Source organism: Bifidobacterium sp. LH_230, assembly GCF_056357555.1.
The window spans coordinates 27,545-46,065 of sequence record NZ_JBKEWJ010000011.1; the positions used below are offsets into that span (position 1 = coordinate 27,545).

The window sequence follows — 18,521 nt, forward strand, 5'->3', positions numbered from 1 at the left end:
TGTCCGATCGGTGACGAGCGCCGAGTTACCGCCGTGCGGCGCGTAGGCGGAACGCGGCGGCGAGCGAGATGATCGAGATCACGCACAGCACGATCATCGTGGCGAAGACGGCCGCGCCGCCGACCGCGGTGGCGTGGCGGAACGCCGCCGATCCCTCTTCGCCCGAACCAGCCTGCGCCACGGCGAGGATCGTGGAGAACAATGCGGTGCCGACCGCGCCGCCGAACTGCAGCGAGGTCTGGAACACGGCGTTGCCATCCGGGGTGAACTCGCGGTCGATGCCGCTCAACGCGCTGGTCATGATGTTCGAATAGCCGAGCGCATAGCACAGGCCGAAAATGAAGTAGAAGCCGGCCAGCAGCCCGGGCGTCAGGTGCATGGAGAAGACGAGCAGCAACACCGGGCCGAGCGTGGCCACGCTCATCGCCGTCAGGATGGGGCGGGTGGGGCCGAACTTGTCGTACATCATGCCGCCCACGGGCGCGAAGAACGCGCCGATCAGCGCGCCCGGCAGCACGAGTGCGCCAGCCACGAACGCCGTCGTGCCCAGCGAGAGCTGCGCCACGTTCGTGATCACATAGCCGAATCCGATGCCGACGATCGGCAGCAGCATGTACGGCAGCAGATGCAGCAGCACGACCGGGTCGCGCAGCCAGCCGAGACGGATCAGCGGCGAGAACGATCGCTTGGTCGACCATCCGAAGAACAGCAGCGAGCCGATGCCGACGACCAGGCTGACGACAGCGATGATCGCCGGACGCACGGCCGAACCGGCGCCGCCGACCGCCGCGCCGATCGCGATGCCGGCTTGGTTGAGCGCATAGATCAGACCGCACAGGGCGAGCACGATCGCCACGAACTGCAACGGATTCAGATGCGCTTCCTCGGTCGGCCGGGTCTGGCGGATGCACTTGAGGCCCACCGGCAGCGACAGCAGAATGACGACGGCCACGGCGAACACAAAGATCGCACGCCACGGCAGCACGCTGGACACCGCACCGCCGACGGTCGGGCCGATGGCCGGCGCGACGGTGATGACCAAGGACCCCACGCCCATGAGTCGGCCGACCTTGGAACGCGGCGACTGTTCGAGGATGATGTTCATCATCAATGGTGTGGCCACGCCCGAGCCGATGCCCTGGATGACGCGTGCGAGCAGGATGAGCGGGAACGCGTGGCCGACGATCATGATGAGCGAGCCGGTGACGGCCAGTACGACGGCCGCCACGAACAGGGTTTTAAGCTTGAATCGGCGGTTGAGAAACGACGACAGCGGCATTGTGGCCGCCACGACCAGCAGGTAGATCGTGGTGATCCACTGCACGGTGGCAGTGTTGACGTTAAATTCGACCATGAGTTCGGGGAACAGCACGGTCATGACCGTTTCGGTGAGGATGCCGACGAACGCGAGCGAACCGACCGCGATGATCGAGCCGATCAGGCTCAGCGGAATATGTTCGTCGGGTGGCGCGACGGCTGCGGAGCCATTCCTGAGCGCATTGGACGCGTGCGCACGCGCAGCGTCGGTATTCGCGGCATGGGTGATATCGGTGCGTTCCGTTTCGGTCTTGCCTGCCTGACGTGTCGTAGGCGATTCCATACGTACTCCCGTTTCCTATCTTTCAACGCTCATGACGTGACAGCAGTCGCATGGTGGCGACCACATGCGGTCATGATATCTGCGGAATGTGGTTTGCCAACCGTTCGGGCGTCTTGTCTCGACGGATCGCAACCGGTATTCGGCCATCCGTTTCCGCCCTTAACCATCGCACACCTTAGTCGATCATGCTGGACAAACCATTCCTCGCACGGCGGCCGTCATCATCTCGACGCTCCGGCATGGAAGCCGTCGTCTGCGTACGGCCGAAGCAAAGCTCATTCCGTGTCATCGCTCTCGTGCAGGATTTTGCGAATCCTCTCCAATCGTGGTTTCACTTCATGTTCGTAGCCTCGGTCGTTGGGATGGTAGTACTCCTTTCCTCTCAGTTCCTCGGGCAGGTATTCCTGTGGGGCGACCGCGCCCGGCCAGTCGTGCGCGTACTTGTAGCCTTCGTGGTTGCCCCATTCCTTCATGAGTTTGGTGGGGGCGTTTCTCAAATACAGCGGTACTTGGCCGATCAGCCCCGCGTCCACGTCGGCGAGCGCGGCGTTGATCGCGTTGTAGCTGGCGTTGGATTTGGGCGCGGTGGCGACGGCGATGGTCGCCTCCGCGAGAATGATCCGCGCTTCGGGCATGCCGATCATGGCGACGGCCTGCGCCGCGGCGACGGTGACCTGCAGGATCTGCGGCGCGGCCATGCCGACCTCTTCGGCCGCGGCGATCATGATGCGCCGGGCGATGAATCGCGGGTCCTCCCCTGCCCGCAGCATGCGCGCGAGATAATGGATGGCCGCGTCCGGGTCGGACCCGCGCATGGATTTGATGAACGCGGAGATCACGTCGTAGTGGTCGTCGCCGTCCTTGTCGTAGCGCACGGTGGCCACGTCCATGACCTTGCTGACGATGTCGGGCGTGACGATGGGCCGTCGCGCGCCTTTCTTGCGCTCCTGATCGCCGGTGGCCGCACCTGCCGCGGCTTCGAGGATCGTCAACGTCTTGCGTGCGTCGCCGCCGGCGAGCCGGATGATCTCGTCGATCGCCTCGTCGCTGATGCGCACTTCGCCTTTGAGACCGCGCGGGTCCTCGACGGCGCGTTCAATCAGCGTTTTGAGATCGCTCGGTTCAAGCGATTCGAGTTTGACGACGACCGATCGGCTCAAGAGCGGTTTGATGACCGAAAAGCTCGGATTCTCGGTGGTGGCCGCGATGAACGTCACGTCGCGGTTCTCCACGCTCGGCAACAGCGCATCCTGCTGCGATTTGGAGAAGCGGTGCACCTCATCGATGAACAGGACGGTCTCCTTGCCTTCCACGATCAGACGACGTTTGGCGCGGGCGAGCACGTCGCGCACGTCCTTGACGCCGGAGGTGACGGCGGACAGCTCCTCGAACGCACGGCCGGACTGTTTGGCCACAATGTAGGCGAGCGTGGTTTTGCCCACGCCGGGAGGACCGAACAGGATGATCGAACTGGGCGCGGCGAGCGATCCTTTGGATGCGGGATTGGCGAGTCTGCGTAGCGGCGAGCCTTCCCCGAGCACCTGCGACTGGCCGACCACCTCGTCCACGGTGTTCGGCCGCATGCGCACCGCGAGCGGCCGGGTCATCGCCTCGTCGCCGGTGCCGCTCGCCTCAAACAGATCAGTCTCGCTCATGCCTCTATATCATACACAAACCATCGAACATCTGTTCGAGCGCGTGGCGTCGCATCGTACCGACGCATCATCCAACATGCAATGGCAACAACACCCATATACCTTATAATGGAATTACATTCGGCGATGTTGCCATCATGCATTACTCCAGGTTCGATTCTGACCCAACACGATTCAACGCTTTACCAAGGAACCTCTCATGCGATTCTCATACCGTCTCTTTACCGTGTCGTCACTCCTCGTCACGTGCATTGCATTACTCTTTTTTACGGCAATCCCCGCATCAGCCTATACCCTCACAGGACATAGGATTCAAGGAAAAACCGCTTCCTTCCAATGGGGCTCCAATCTCAGCAGTCCTAACAGTATTATTCGAAAGGCTTGGGGCAGCGCGATCTCCGATTGGAGACAGGCGTCCTCAGTGAATTTATACAATTCCGCATTTTCCGTAAACACATTGACTTCATTCAGCGAATCCAGTACCAACCTGTACGGACGCATAAACTATTCCTATGATTTATACATCACCCAATTCGAAGCCAAAATAAATGCCGCAAACACAAATATTACTAAAACGAATGTGGCCCGAAGCACAGCCAATCATGAAATAGGCCATGCATTAGGACTTGACGATCTCCAATCAGGCACCGCTATCATGAATGGCAACCGCAACCGCCAGTCCATATACATTCCCCAAGCCGATGACATTAATGGCGTACGAGCATCCTACGGAACGATCTAAGGAGCCGATCATGGCACACGCACATCACGCCCGTCCCGCCTCGGATGCGGCGAAAGCCTTCATAATCCTTGTTCTCACGATTATCATCATCGCCATCATGCTCATACTGCAGCGCACGACATCAAACCCCGCTCAACGCAACCTGGATATCACATATGATTATCCAATCGCGGAAGATCTCAGCACCATGACAGAACAGTCGGACTTCATCGTCATCGGACAGTACACCGCCAAACTCGGAACATGGAACATGGCACGGGACCCTAACGATCTTTCCAAGGAATCCTCCGAAGAATCCGTTACCGGACAATTATACCGATTTGAGATCGACACGGTATTGAAAGGAAACGTCAACTCACGGCAGATACAGATCAATCTACGCCGGTCCGAGCGCATGACACACACCGAGTCAAATGCCGTGACCAATAGAGAGGGCATCATACTCAAACCTGCCACGCAAGAAACCACCACCACTTTTACCGTGGACGATCCCCTGTTCATTGAGCCGCTGCTGTCACAGGAAACCATGCTGTTTCTGAACTATGATGAACGCACCGGCTACCATTACCCAGCAGTGGAACCGTTCACCATCATGAAGGACGAAAGAGGAAACGCGCAGATGAGGTCGAATCTCATCGGTTCCGCCCCGACCCTGTCAAAGACCGTCACCCTGAACGGCGGCGGCACAGCGACAGTGAGAATACGGCTTGATGCCGATGTACCGATCCACGATGTCATAAGCAGCAGGCCATTTGCAGACGTCATGGATGACATACGCGACAGTTAACGGCAACCGATGGCGACTGGCCGAGGCACCTTTCGGACCACCGCCGTCAGACCACCACAGCCATCACATCAGGCCGCGCCGACGTGGTAGTCGAAGAAGACGACCTCGCCGGTCTCCTGTGTGGTGTCGAGGTCGACGGTGCCGGTGATGGCCCAGTCATGGTCGCCGTCGGAGTCGTCGATGATCTGGCGCACCTTCCACGCGTGTTCCTTGACTTCGAGCGAATCGTCGAGGATGAACAGCTTGCCGGAACGGGCGGCCGCGTCGATGCCAACGTACTCATGCTCGTCATAGTAGTCGTCGAGCACGTCCTCCCATTCGTGCACGCCGTAACCCCAGTCCTTGTCGAGCGCGCCGAGTTCTTCGGGCTTGTCCAAGTCCATAAGCTGCACGCGACGGAACATCGCGTTGCGGATGAGCACGATCAGGCCGCGGCGGTCCTCGACCACGGCCCCGCGAGCGCTGCCGCCCGGCGCGGCCAGATTCGCCGCGGCCTCGGCTGCCGCATCCGACTCGTCGCCCGCATGCTCCCATTCGTCCACGAGACTGGAGTCGATCGAGCGGACGACCACGCGCAGCCACGAGATGATGTCGTCCAGCTGCTCGTCACGCTTCTCAGCCGGCACGGTACGAGCCAGCGCACGGTACGCATCCGAGAGGTAACGCAGCAGCGTGCCTTCGGAGCGGGCGATGTTGTAGCGGGCGATGTATCCCGTGAAGTCGGACGCAGTTTCGACCATGTCGCGCACGACCGATTTGGGCGACAGCCAGTAGTCGTTCGCCCACGGCACGTCGGCGCGGTATTGGTCGAACGCGGTCTGCAGCATGTCCTCCAAGGGCTTGGGATACGTGATCTCCTGCAGCTTGTCCATGCGCTCGTCGTATTCGAGCCCGTCCTCCTTCATCTCGACGAGCGCCTTGTCGCGCGCCTGCCGCTCCTGCGCCTTCAGGACCTGCTTGGGGTCCTCGAGCGTGGCCTCGACCATCGAGATCACGTCGAGCGCGTACGTGTCGGATTCGGGGTCGAGCAATTCGAGCGCCGCGAGCAGGAACGGCGACAGCGGCTGGTCGAGCGCGAAATCGTCGGGCACGTCCACGTCGAGATAATAGTTCTTGCCGCCGTCGTCGCGATCCTCGGTTTCGATGACCTTCGTGTCGAACAGGGTCTGGAAGATCTCGTCGGCCCGCTGGTGCAGCTTCTCCTTCTGATCGGGGCTTTGCGCGGAGTCGTCGATGAGCCGGTCGACGCGGTAGCGCGCGTCGCCGCCTTGCGCGACCTCGTTCAACACCATCGAATGCGTGATCTTCATGTGCGGCACGAGCGTTTCGGGGGCCGCGTCGATGAGCTTGTCGAACGTGGCCTGGTTCCACGTGACGAACCCTTCGGGAGCCTTTTTGCGCTTGACTTTCTTGAGTTTCTTCGGATCGTTGCCGGCCTTGGCCACGGCCTTCGCGTTCTCGATCTCGAACTCGGGCGCCTCGGCGATCACGAGTCCTTCCGTGTCGAATCCCATACGGCCCGCGCGGCCGGCGATCTGGTGGAATTCGCGGGCGCGCAGCTTGCGCATGTGCGTGCCGTTGAATTTGGTGAGCGCCGTGAGGACGACCGAATGAATCGGCACGTTGATGCCGACGCCGAGCGTGTCAGTGCCGCAGATGACCGGCAAGAGGCCCTGCTGGGCGAGCTGTTCGACCAGACGACGGTAGCGCGGCAGCATGCCGGCGTGATGGATGCCGACGCCGGTGCGCAGCAGTCGCTGCAGGATCTTGCCGAACGCGGTGGTGAACTTGACGCCCTTGATCGCCTCGGCGATGGCCGCACGCTGCTCCTTGCTCGACACGCCGGTCGAGGCGAGCGCCTGCGCGGTCTCCAACGCCGCGTCCTGCGAGAAGTGCACGACGTAGATCGGCGTGGAGCCTTCGCGGAACGCAAGTTCGACGGTCTTCTCGAGCGGGTCGAGCGTGTACTCGTAGGTGAGCGGGACCGGTCGCGGCGCGTCGGCGATGATGTCCACGTCCGTATCGGTCATGTCCTCGAGCTTGTCGGCGATCGCGTCCACATTGCCGAGCGTCGCGCTCATCAGCAGGAACTGCGTTTTCGGCAAGGTCAGCAGCGGCACCTGCCACGCCCAGCCGCGCTCCGGATCACCGTAATAATGGAACTCGTCCATCGCCACGCAGCCGACGTCCGCATGCCGTCCCTCGCGCAACGCCTGGTTCGCGAGGATCTCGGCCGTGCAGCAGATGATCGGCGCATCCGCGTTGATATGCGTGTCGCCGGTGATCATGCCCACGTTGTCACGGCCGAACACGTCGACCAGATCGAAGAACTTCTCCGACACGAGCGCCTTGATCGGCGCGGTGTAATACGAGCGTCGCCCGGTGCACAGCGCGGCGAAGTGCATGCCGAGCGCGACAAGCGACTTGCCCGAACCGGTGGGCGTGTTCAGGATCACGTGATCGCCGGCGAGGAGGTCCATGATGGCCTCCTCCTGATGCGGCCACGGCTCGATGTGCTTGACGTCATGCACCCAGCCGAAGAACCGCTCGTAGATCTCATCAGTGTCGATGTTGCGCTCGCCGTCGTCCCAGCTTGGCGCCAACGCCCCCAGGGAACCATAAGTCTCAGTATCTGCCATAATGCTCCCCAGTCTACTCGGTGCCCGCACGCACTCGCCTCGCGCGCACATCCACGTACACCCATTTCAAGAATGTAAAGTACGATTCACAAACTATGAATAAATAACTAAGTTGTAAAGTATATTAATCAATATATATCAATCATGCTATAGTCTATAAGTATACTTTGCAATTCCAAGATCGGCGGCACAGATCATGAACACCAACAATCACGCAACAGCACCGGCCTACATTCCACGCCCCGATCTGCTGAACCGGCTCCTCGCCCACCACGACACCCCCGATATCAAAGTCATCATCGGAGTCAGGCGATGCGGCAAGTCAACGGCACTCGCCATGCTTTCCGACGCATTGCACACGGACGGCATCCCCCGCAACAACATTTTCCACAAACGATTTGACGCGTTCGACGTCCCGCTCGACTACAGCGCCGCCGACCTGCACGACGAACTCATGCGCGCCGCCGAGGAAGCCGACGCGTCGTTCCCGTTCTATGTCATGCTTGACGAGATTCAGGACGTGCCCGGCTGGGAAAAAGTGGTGCGCCGGCTGCATACCCGCGAGCGCACCGACGTATACGTCACCGGTTCGAACGCCAATCTGCTGTCCAGCGATCTCGCCACTTATCTGACCGGCCGATACGTCGAGATCCCGGCGTATCCGCTGTCATTCGCCGAATACACGGCGTTTTCCAACGTATTCGACAGACAGTCGGAATCCCGGTCCGGAGACGATCTGCTCGCCGAATATCTGATATACGGCGGCATGCCCGGCCAGTTCGCGCTCCGGGAACGCAATGAGACAACCGTCGGCGCCGAACTGCGCGACATCTACCGGTCGATTTTATTCAAGGATGTTGCGCAGCGATACGACATTCGCGATCTGGACGGATTGGAGAAACTCAGCCGGTTCCTGTTCTCCACATCCGGTTCCCTGTTCTCAGCACGCAACGTAGCCAATACGCTGACCAGCGCCGGGCACCGTATCAGTTCCGTCACCATATCGGCTCAGGTCAAGGCACTGTGCAGCGCGATGCTTATCTATCAGGCGGAGCAGGAGGGCATGCAGGGCAAAACCGTGCTACGCCCCTTGAGCAAGTATTATCCGGTGGACAACGGATTCCGCAGTCTGGTCAACGGATTCTCACCGCGGGACGTCGGGGCGAGGCTGGAGTGCGCCGTTTACATGGAGTTGGTTCGCCGCGGCTACACCGTAAGCGTCGGCACCAGCGATAAAGCCGAAATCGACTTCATCGCCAGTCGAACGGGGTTGCAGGGCACGGAAAAGCAGTACATCCAAGTCACAGCCAGTCTGCTGGACGATACGACCCGCACACGGGAGTTTGCGCCACTGCTGTCGCTGACCGACGCATTCCCCCGTGTGATCATCACGCTCGACCCGTATTCCGCGGGCATAGACGGCAATGGCATCACCGTCGTCACCGCGCGGGACTGGTTCCTTAATCGCTGATCCAGCTTTCGGCATGTTCCGCGTCACTCACCGGGAATCGGAACCGATGTTCGCCCGCAGTCAGCACATCGCCACAATCCCCGAGTTCGGCCGTGACACCTTGCGGGATGCCGACCGACAGCCGGACGGTGCGGCCATCGTTGCCGTCCGCATGCCATGCGACCGATATCGTGCCGTACGGCGTGACGTGCGCGGCGGAGCCGGAACGGATGCCGTGCGCCAACGCCGCGGCGATCTGCGGCCGCACGCGCACGCGGCTCCAGCCGGCGCCGACCAGTTCCAGTCCGCCGATCGCCGCGTGCATCCAGTCGAGCACCGAACCGAACGCGTAATGGTTGAACGAGGTCATGTCGCCCGGGTTCACCTCGCCGTTTTCCAGCATCGAATCCCAGCGCTCCCATGTGGTCGTCGCACCCATGCGCACCTGGTACAGCCACGACGGGCAGCGGTCGGACAAGAACAGCGAGAACGCCTCGTCCGCGTGGCCGGTCGCGCACAGCGCGGGCAGCACGAACGGCGTGCCGGCGAATCCGGTGCCGACCACGAAGCCGCGTTCGCGCACGAGTTGCGCAAGCCGCTCCCCCGCGGCCGCACGCAACCGGTCGTATTCGGCGGTTCCGTCCACGCCGGCCAGCAGGTCGAGCGCGATGAGCAGCGCGTACGCGCACTGCGTGTCCGAAGTCATCGTGCCGTCCGATCGCACGAACCGCGCGCGGAACCCGGCGCGGATATGCGCGGCAAGCGATTCATAGCGTTCGGCGTCGCGCAGCATTGCCGCGGCATCGCCGCGATCCTGACCGGCCGGCACGTCGTCATCAGGCGTTTCGGCAACAGTCGCATCCGCAGCCACATGCGCCGCGATCTCACGCAGCATGCGCGCGACCAGATCGGCCGAATGCGCGGCGAACGCGGTGGCGACGAGCGACTTGTCGGTCATGGCGCGGGCCGCATCATCCGGCGGCGCGGTCGGGTCGAGCCAGTCGCCGAGCTGGCCGCACCACACGTCGGGCTTGCGATCCCATACGCCGTCGCTCGCGAGCAGTCCCGCGACCTCGTTCACCCAGCGCCGGGACAATCCGATATGCCGTCGCAGCACCGCAACGTCGCCGGTCGCCATGTACATCGCCCACGGCACCATCGTCACCGCGTCGCCCCACAGCGCGACCGCGTCCGGCTTGCCCCAGCCCGGGAACGGATACGGCACGTAATACGGCACGGTGCCCCAGCGGCCGGTTTCGATCGCGACGTCGTCAAGCCAACTGTCGAGGAAGCCGTTCACGTCGTACAGATAGGCGGCGGTGGGCGCGAACACGGCGATGTCACCGGTCCAGCCGAAGCGTTCGTCGCGCTGCGGGCAGTCGGTGGGAATGGAGACGAAGTTCGACAACATCGACCAGCGTGCGTTTTCGGCGAGTCGGTTGACGCGGTCGTCGGAGCAGGAGAACCAGCCGAGACGGTGCCGCGCGGAACTGTATACGCGCGTATGCAGATCGGCGGCAGTCAGTTCGCGATCGGCCGGCCAGCCGCCGATGACCGCGTATCTGAAGCCGTGCATGGTGAAACGCGGCTCCCAGACGGCCGGATTGCCGTCGCTGATGTAATGGTCGTGCTGGATGGCGCGGCGCAGCGGGCGCGTGGCCGGCGTGCCGTCGGGGTTGATGACTTCGACGTGCCGGATGTCGATCTCATGGCCGGGTTCGGTTGCGGGGACGGTCAGTACGACGCGCTGCGTGCAGTTCTGGCCGAAGTCGACGAGCCAGCGACCGTCCGGCAGCTGGTTGATGGACACCGGATGATGTTCGCCGATGCAGCGTACGGCGGTCGCCTCGTTTGCCGGGTACAGGACCGATTGATCGAAGTCGAGCCGTTCGACCGGCTGCCAGTAACGGTCGAGAGTAGCCAGATTCTCGCTATCTCGATCGAGAGAAGCCATCCCTCCGTCATTTCGACAGGACAGACCTTTTTCCACGTCATTTCGACCGGACAGCCCTTTTTCCACGTCATTTCGACCGAGCGCAGCGAGCGGAGCAATCTTTACCCCTGCTTCTTCCAACTCCCCGGTCAACGGGTCACGTCCTTCCCTGGCGTCGAACGTCTCACCCTCATACAGTCCGCTGGCGAGAATCGGCCCATACCCCGCCTTCCAGCGTCCATCGTCGGCGTTCGATGCGACGACCGTGACCGAACCATCCGCGTCCGTCAGCTCCAGTTGCGCGAACACGCCAAGCCGGCTGCCATAGCAGTCTCGCCGCCCGCCATTGAATCCGATCTGGCCGCGATACCATCCGTCGCCGAGCCAGAATCCCAGCACGTTCGCGCCGTCATGCACCAGATCGGTCACGTCGTAGGTCCAGTACGGCAAACGTTCGCCGTACACGGTCCAGCCGGGCGCGAGCACGTCCTCGCCGACCCGTCGGCCATTGAGCTCCGCCTCAAACAGACCCCATGCGGTCACGCACAGCCGCGCGGCGACCGGTCTGCCGGCCACGCTGAAATCACAACGGATCACCGGTGGTCTGCGCATCTCACCTCCTGCCTCGGCCGGATCAACCGCCACGATGTCGTCCGCCCCTCCGATCATCTGCGCCTGCCAGCGCACCGGTTCCGTCATCGTCGTCATTGCGTCACGCTCCGTAGTCGACATCACTGTATCGGTACATACAGTAATCATACTGATACGAATAAGCAAGTTATATAATCACAATAATTCTAACAATGGCAATATGTATCGTTACATATTTCAATATGTCATTTCAGCCAAACATAAACCGTTTTTGTCATTTCGACCGAGCGACGCGAGCGGAGAAATCTTTTAGGCCAACAAGTTTCGAAAGATTTCTCCGCTCGCTGCGCTCGGTCGAAATGACATGAGTAGGGCCACTCCGATCGAAATGACATAGACAGCGCTTCCCCAAATGACATGTCAGCCGTCGGGGAGACTCGCAATTCCACTTTCAATCCGTCGCAAGCCGGCGCCGGGCCTCGTCCGGATCGATGCCGGGCTTCAGCGCGGGCCAGGTCATGTTCATGTTCTTCAGGCTCGTGCGCAGCAGTTCGGAGACGACGGCCCGCGAATACCAACGGTTGTCGGCGGGGACGAGATACCACGGCGCGGCGGGCGTGCTCGTATGCTCGAATACCTCCTGCCAAGCGGCCATGTACTCGTCCCAGCGGTCACGCGCGTCGAGGTCGGACATGTCGAACTTCCAGCGCTTGGTCGGGTCGTCGAGACGGCCGAGGAAGTGACGTTTCTGCTCCTCGCGGCTGACGACGAGGAAGATCTTGATGATTGTGCAGCCGCTGGCGGCGAGGTCACGCTCGAAGTCGTTGATGATGTCGTATCGCACGCGCCATGTCTCCTCGGGCAGGGTGCCGTAGATGTGCGGCATGACGATGTCCTCGTAGTGCGAACGGTCGAAGACGGCGATCCAGCCGGGGTCGGGCAGTTCGCGTTCGACGCGCCACAGGAAGTCGTGCGACTGCTCCTCGGCGCTCGGCGCGCCAAAGCCGTGGTAGTGGATGCCCATCGGGTTGCCTTGGCGGAACACGTGTTTGACGATGCCGCCCTTGCCGGAGGCATCCATGCCCTGCAGCACGATGAGCAGGCGACGACGCGAACCATGCGCGCCGTTGGCGTAGAGCAGGTTCTGGTATCGGGCGATTTCGGTGGAGCTGAGCGCGATGAACCGCTCGGCGTCGGCCTTGTCGCCGTCGAAGCCGGGCGTGGAATCGCCGCGGACCTGCGTGACCTGCATGCCGGCGTGGAACATGAGGCGCTGGGCGGGCGGCAGCGACCAGACCGCGCTGAGCAGTTCGCTTGATTTGGCCGCGCGGGCGAGCCGCTCCGCCACGCCGGCGCTCGATTCGATGGCCTCGATGCCGCTTTCGGCGCGTTTGAGCGTCTTGCCGATATGTTTGCTGGTCGATTTGCCGCCGATGCCCGAATTGGAACCGCCGTCGGTTCGTTTGTCGTCTTTGCCCATGCACACGATTGTACGACTGATTGCGCAGGAGGCAGCGGTGTGGGGCGCTTCCCCGATCCCATCAGGAAGGCGCCCCGCTGAGGTGCCTCTTGGCGGGGCAACTCCGTGAAAACCTTGGGAACCGCCACGCTAAGACTCCTCTGAGAGGGGCAACTCCGAGGAATCTTCATGACGTCGCCCCGCTAGGAGCTTCCTCTGCGGGGCAGTTCCTTGAAACCCCTAGGATTCGCCTCGCCAGAGAGCCCTTCCGCAGGGCGAATCCATGAAAAGCCCCACGAGTGCCCCGCCAGGAGAATACCGGGCGGGGCCGGTCCAAGATACCTTCATGGAGTCGCCCCGCCAAAACCGGTCAGCAGGGCAATCCCCTGAAAACTCCGAAAATTGCCCCGCTACAGAACCTCTCTGCGGGGCGAAATGCCGAAACAATAACGGTCACGCCCCGCTCAACAACCTTCCAGCGGGGCAGCTCCACGACAATCCTCAGAAACCACCCCGTTAGGGCACTGCCGGACAGATGCCGTACATGCATGTCTATTCGAGGATCCGACCTTCACCGGCTGATCTCTGCCCCACGCCAGTGTTCACGACTCGACCCGGGAACCCGGCTCCCAGACGATTCTCAGAGAAATGCCGCAGCTATGGTAAGATACCGCGTGTTCAGGGCAATCGCCCCCTCCTTCTTCATCTTTAATCGCAGACGCATTTTCAGTTTTTCGCATCCGGATGCGCCCGTTCCGAGACATATCCCCGCCGACGGATATCAACGAACGGCGCACGACGGTTTCGTGCGCTGAGGAAGGATCGAACGATGTTGGCTCTCCCCTCACCCCACCCACAACGGGTAACCGACGGCGAGGATGCACGAAGGCTTGCGGACTACGTATTGTCTGACAAACGCACGAAACCATTACTGGTCATCACCTGCCGCAATGACACCGGCAAGCCGGGCATCGACCCGGATATCGTCGCCGCGCTCACCGGCGGAGTACTCGACATCGCCGTATGCGGACCGGACGCCGCCGACGACGCGTTCAACGAACGGATTGACGACGGCACGCACGCTTATGACACCGGGAAGAACCCAGGAAACGTCACCGCGTCGTATTGCGTCTACAATGGCGCGATACGCCTGTACCCCGCGCATGCCGGTTTCTCGTTAAAAACCGGCGCGAATGACGCTTCGGACGCTCCACTATATTATGCGGACACCCATGCGCAACGTGAACACGCCATCGAGGACATCACCGCATATCTCGTCGACACAGGACTGTTGCATCGCATGCCCGAGGCGGACACGATCAGCCGCGCCGCCGCACGCCTCGACGAACGAGGCCGACGCGGCAACGATATCCCCGAAAAGGAGAACCTCAATCCGGCGCATATCATCCAATCCACCGATCAGGTGCGCGAGCTTACCGATCTGCTGCGATCCCCCAAGCGGATGATGCCGATCGTCGTGGTCGCACAGTCGAAGGAACGTACACGGCCGTTCGTGGACGTCGACCTCATCTCGAACACGCTGCGCGATCTCGCGCTTGTCGTCGTGCTGCGCGGCGAGGAGCCGGTGGACGAATTCAAACGACGCATGCCCCGCTCCGCCTGGGTGTTCGGCAACGCCGGACGCGTGTTCCCCACCGGTACCGCATGGAACCATCCGGACACGCCGCCCCGATTATTCCTGCCGAACGAGCACGTCTCGCGCATGCTGCTGACGAACCTGATGATGAAGGACGCCCTCATCAACGTCGCCGACACGCTACGCAAGCTCAGCGCGCTGCGGTGAGACACGGCCTCCGACGCGATAATCCCCTCGGCGCAACACGATCCGCATCAACGAATCACGACAAGGGGCTTTCATCCGATTATTGTTCGACGATCGGCTGGAAACCCCGTCCACGCGGAAATCCACGAAGCCTTATACTGGACTTGTTTCCAGGCATGACGCCTGCCCCCTTCTTTTTTCATATCCGATTACGCACGTGGCCGCACAGTTCACATGCGGCCACGCAACCACAACCACGCAAGGAAGGCGAGGCGAACATGTCGGACAGCATCAATGACATCATCGGCGCAATGGGGTGGACCGAAGCGGATATGCGGTACGCCAAGATCTCCACGGCCAAATCCTATGATCCGGACCCCAAGCTGTCGCTCATCAGGAATTTCCCGGATTACGGAGTCGCGACGTCCGTGTTCTATTCGAAGGCCGATGCGGGCCAGCTGCTGCGCGCCGCCAACGAATCCATGCCGGAACTGGAATTGACGAAATCCTATTGGAGCGGCAGCGGTTCCATGGGATTCGGCTCCGCCGGGTCGGCGAAATACAACTTGTGGGCGCTGGTCGACGGCCCGCTCGGTTCCATCCTGTTCATCACGATCAGTACGCCGGCGCTCGACGACCCGGCCAACAACCACGGCCTGCTCGCCCCGACCGGCAACTGGCCGAACAAGGCCGGGGTGCCGATCCAACACTGCATCCTCAAGGACGGCGAGATGTTCTCCGGCGTGGTCGACATACTGTCCGCCGCGGATCTCGTCAACCCGTGGAACTACCCGGGGTTCGAAGACACGAAACGCGTGTCGCCGCTGATCGGCAAGCGTTCCATCGACTGCTACATGACTTCCGGTCAGCGCAAGGCGTTGAACGATGGCGGCTGGGAGCGCATCGGCGTCGAGATGTACCGGAAACCCTTTACCGTGACCGACCATCCCGACCAGTCGCCCATCATCACGGCGGCCACGTTCGGACTCGACTATGCCGAAGACCCGGTGCTATGCACGGTCACCGGCGTGGACTACAACGAGGACAGCCTCTCCGATGCCTACAGCGGCATGTGTATGCTCGGCCCGTACAGCACCCTGCTGATTCGGGACAAAGGCGGGATCGTCCGCTCGTATCCGGCGGACGCGTCCGCCGACGACCTGAACGAACTCGGCCAGCAGTTCGCCGACGACCTGTTCCGCTGGGAATCATGGCGCAGTCCCTCAATGGACCCGACGTCCATGCCCGGCGACGAGCGGTATGCCGCGACCAAGATGGAACTGCTGAGGAACTACGCCATCATCGGCCGAAAGGGCGACATCGTGGGCAGAAGCGGTACCGAGCAGAAGGATCTCGGCAAAGCCCTCGCACAGATGGTCGGCATGCTGAGACACATTCCCGATCAGCAGGATATCAACCCTCTGCTTGTTCAGGGAAGCCAGATCATCCTAAACGGATTGGATAAGGATCCCATAGACTTCGACGCCGTCGACCAATGGTTCGGCTTCATGAAATCGAACGGGCTGACACCGGATCATCTCGATGGCATCGGGGACCTCAACGCCGGCATCCTGCTTCTGGAAGACGCCAGCATCCTCCTTCTGCTCCACCGGCACGAAATCGTCACCGCCAGAAACCTCATGAATCTGGCGTTGGATCGCTTCTCGACACCCGAAGGGGAACTCCGTGGATACATCAACTTCGGCATCCCCGCGATGCTGTGGATGTGCGACTATCCGGGCTTCAGGTCGATGCTGCGCAACGCACCGCTGGATTGAGACGACCGAGACAGGTCAGATTGGGAACAAACAGGATTGGAACGAACAGGAGTTTGTCATGGGAGCATTCGATATCGACGAACTGCGTAAGCAGCTGGGAATGGAACGAAAGGCACAGCAACCAACATCGCAACCCGCGCCGCGACCCGCTCAAGACCCGGAACAGGCCAAGAAGGACTGCATCGCCCGCTGCCTGCAGTTGGTGCGTGGGTTCAACGCTGAGGCGGACGCCCGCGGATTGAAGCGGGAACGTCTGACCGTGGGCGACCTCGGCGTGTTCCGGGCCGATGATATTCCGTGGCCCACGCAGCAGGAAGTCGCCGGCCTCATCTTCAAAAGGGTGGTCAAGGAGTGGGGCGACTTCCACACTGTCGTGTACTACCAAAGCAACCGGAACCTCCCGCAGTACAACATCGACGTGCAGTTCAGCGCCGTAATCGCCCCGGACGGCAGCTGCTACATTGGTCACAAGCAGGTCGATGCAAATGATTTCGCATACTACATCGCCAAGATCTGCGATTTCGACAAGGACAAGGCGGAGGCGCTGATCGAGACCGCGTTACAAGGGCATCCCTACGTCACCTACGAGTATCCGAATACGTTGTGATGCGACGTGGCCTGCGATTATCAACCGAGTCTGACGGCGACCGCCGGCAGGGCGATCGCCGTCAGATGCATCTCGATACGGCTTGGACGCAATACGAGGGTATGATGCCGATCGTCGTAGTTGTACAGTCGAAGGAACGTACGCGGCCGTTCGTGGACGTCGACCTCATCGCAAACACGCTGCGCAAGCTCAGCGCGCTGCGGTAACGCCGGTCAGCGACGGGCATTGTAGGAAATGCCACGATACGCCCACGATACACAAAACCGTTGCTATCATGAAAATAGTTTTTCGGGGCATTCGCCCCTTCCCTTCTGAATAATCCGGATCAACCGTGTTGACAACACGTCAATGAGGGAAGGGACAACATGGGAACCATCATCATCATTCTGGTTTGCATAATGATCGGAATCGCAGTCAGCAACGCTTGGGGCAAACACGGACCATCAGACGGCGACTCGGATCTCTTCGCCGCCCGCGCGACGCTGAGTCCAGATCATCCTCAGCTAGCAATCTACAGCATTTACAGCATGCTGCGAAAACTCGGCCCAGGCGATGCCGTCGTGGCGGTGTATGCACACACATCCGCCGAGAATCTGCTGCGATTGGTAAATGAGCACATACGATCCTACGATCTGGCCCAATCCAAGTATTTCGCCAGCGGCGCATGCATCATCACAACACCTGATACGTCGATTCTCTGGTCACTGATCGATGCCCCCAACGGTTCCGCAATCGTGTTCTTCAAGCTCAGGTCGCAGCCGGACACTCCGATCGTCTCCGAAATCTTCGGAATGCACGATTCCGATACGGGCGAGTTCAAGACGACAACCATCAACAATGGCCTCTGCACGAAAGAGGCTGTCGACATTCTGGGCAATGGCGACGTCGTGGCCCCGTGGTTCATCGCCGGATACGAGCACACCATTGACCCGGACAACAAACAGTCCCTCACTGAGGGCAATACACCATACCCATATCTTCCGCCGGTACTGTACCACACGTTGCGGGAACACTGGTCACGAGTCAGCTACGGTGGATTCGAGAAGAAATTCCCCACGCCGCTGTTCCCAACGCCATACGGCGTACAGGTGATTGGAGGGGGTAATCTCGTACTCGCCAATGGGCAGATCGCAAAGGAACCGCTGATGTTCGCATCCAGTATCGAACCCAACATGGCGGCATTTGACGGCATCGACCAAGTTGGCCCTTATTTTCCCGCAATGATAGTAGGAGATTCCCGACACATTCTCTTATGCACCCGAATCGACGCCCACGCCTCCATTGAGCAACTGGACGCACAGGGGCTGCAGCTCGCCGAGACGATCATTAAATGGTATGGGAAGCGGCACGAACAGAGGTAGCCGTTCTGAAACATCAGTCGAGGAAATGATTTCGGCGCGAATTCCTTGCGCCTGGGCGAACCCGGCGCAAGGAATTCGTTCGGATGCACAAGACAGTGGAACCAACTAGTATTTTGTCGGATTTAATGTGATGGGT

General features: G+C 60.9%; 11 protein-coding genes. 6 read left to right on the plus strand and 5 right to left on the minus strand.

The features are described 5' to 3' along the window. Nucleotides 1–25 precede the first annotated feature (25 nt). On the minus strand, nt 26–1,600 hold the full coding sequence (locus AC1A0G_RS06640; RefSeq protein ID WP_476528417.1) for an MFS transporter: 1,575 nt from the start codon (nt 1,598–1,600) through the stop codon (nt 26–28). Between the two features lie 275 nt (nt 1,601–1,875). Continuing rightward, nucleotides 1,876–3,255 carry a replication-associated recombination protein A gene (locus tag AC1A0G_RS06645; RefSeq protein WP_476528418.1) on the minus strand — a complete coding sequence of 460 codons (1,380 nt, stop codon included), beginning with the start codon at nt 3,253–3,255 and terminating at the stop codon, nt 1,876–1,878. 199 nt (nt 3,256–3,454) lie between these two features. Here AC1A0G_RS06645 and AC1A0G_RS06650 point away from each other — a divergent pair, with 199 nt between their 5' ends. Both AC1A0G_RS06650 and AC1A0G_RS06655 read left to right on the plus strand, forming a co-directional pair. Further along, nucleotides 3,455–3,997, plus strand: coding sequence for a matrixin family metalloprotease (locus tag AC1A0G_RS06650; RefSeq protein WP_476528419.1), 543 nt, complete (start codon nt 3,455–3,457; stop codon nt 3,995–3,997). Nucleotides 3,998–4,007: 10 nt separating this feature from the next. Further along, on the plus strand, nt 4,008–4,784 hold the full coding sequence (locus tag AC1A0G_RS06655) for a hypothetical protein (RefSeq protein WP_476528420.1): 777 nt from the start codon (nt 4,008–4,010) through the stop codon (nt 4,782–4,784). Nucleotides 4,785–4,852: 68 nt separating this feature from the next. On the opposite strand, the gene AC1A0G_RS06660 is transcribed toward AC1A0G_RS06655, so the two are convergent. Next, complete coding sequence (locus tag AC1A0G_RS06660) at nt 4,853–7,423, minus strand: DEAD/DEAH box helicase (protein WP_476528421.1); 2,571 nt, start codon at nt 7,421–7,423, stop codon at nt 4,853–4,855. A gap of 196 nt (nt 7,424–7,619) precedes the next feature. Here AC1A0G_RS06660 and AC1A0G_RS06665 point away from each other — a divergent pair, with 196 nt between their 5' ends. Then, nucleotides 7,620–8,894 (plus strand): ATP-binding protein, encoded by a 1,275-nt coding sequence (locus tag AC1A0G_RS06665; RefSeq protein ID WP_476528422.1) that lies wholly within the window; start codon nt 7,620–7,622, stop codon nt 8,892–8,894. Here AC1A0G_RS06665 and AC1A0G_RS06670 read toward each other — a convergent pair. Together AC1A0G_RS06670 and AC1A0G_RS06675 are read right to left on the minus strand one after the other, a co-directional pair. After that, complete coding sequence (locus tag AC1A0G_RS06670; RefSeq protein ID WP_476528423.1) at nt 8,884–11,514, minus strand: family 78 glycoside hydrolase catalytic domain; 2,631 nt, start codon at nt 11,512–11,514, stop codon at nt 8,884–8,886. The genes AC1A0G_RS06665 and AC1A0G_RS06670 overlap by 11 nt on opposite strands. Nucleotides 11,515–11,848: 334 nt before the next feature. Next, entirely contained in the window at nt 11,849–12,877 is a 1,029-nt protein-coding gene (locus AC1A0G_RS06675) for a PPK2 family polyphosphate kinase (protein WP_476528424.1), read from the minus strand. A 1,644-nt stretch (nt 12,878–14,521) separates the two neighbouring features. On the opposite strand from AC1A0G_RS06675, the gene AC1A0G_RS06680 reads away from it, so the two are divergent. From AC1A0G_RS06680 to AC1A0G_RS06690, 3 genes are all read left to right on the plus strand, one after another. Beyond that, nucleotides 14,522–16,417: a hypothetical protein gene (locus AC1A0G_RS06680; protein ID WP_476528425.1), complete on the plus strand. Its 1,896-nt coding sequence runs from the start codon at nt 14,522–14,524 to the stop codon at nt 16,415–16,417. Between the two features lie 58 nt (nt 16,418–16,475). Further along, a complete protein-coding gene (locus tag AC1A0G_RS06685) occupies nt 16,476–17,024 on the plus strand; it encodes a hypothetical protein (RefSeq protein WP_476528426.1) in 549 nt (182 codons plus the stop codon). A gap of 365 nt (nt 17,025–17,389) precedes the next feature. Next, complete coding sequence (locus AC1A0G_RS06690) at nt 17,390–18,385, plus strand: hypothetical protein (protein ID WP_476528427.1); 996 nt, start codon at nt 17,390–17,392, stop codon at nt 18,383–18,385. Nucleotides 18,386–18,521: the final 136 nt, after the last annotated feature.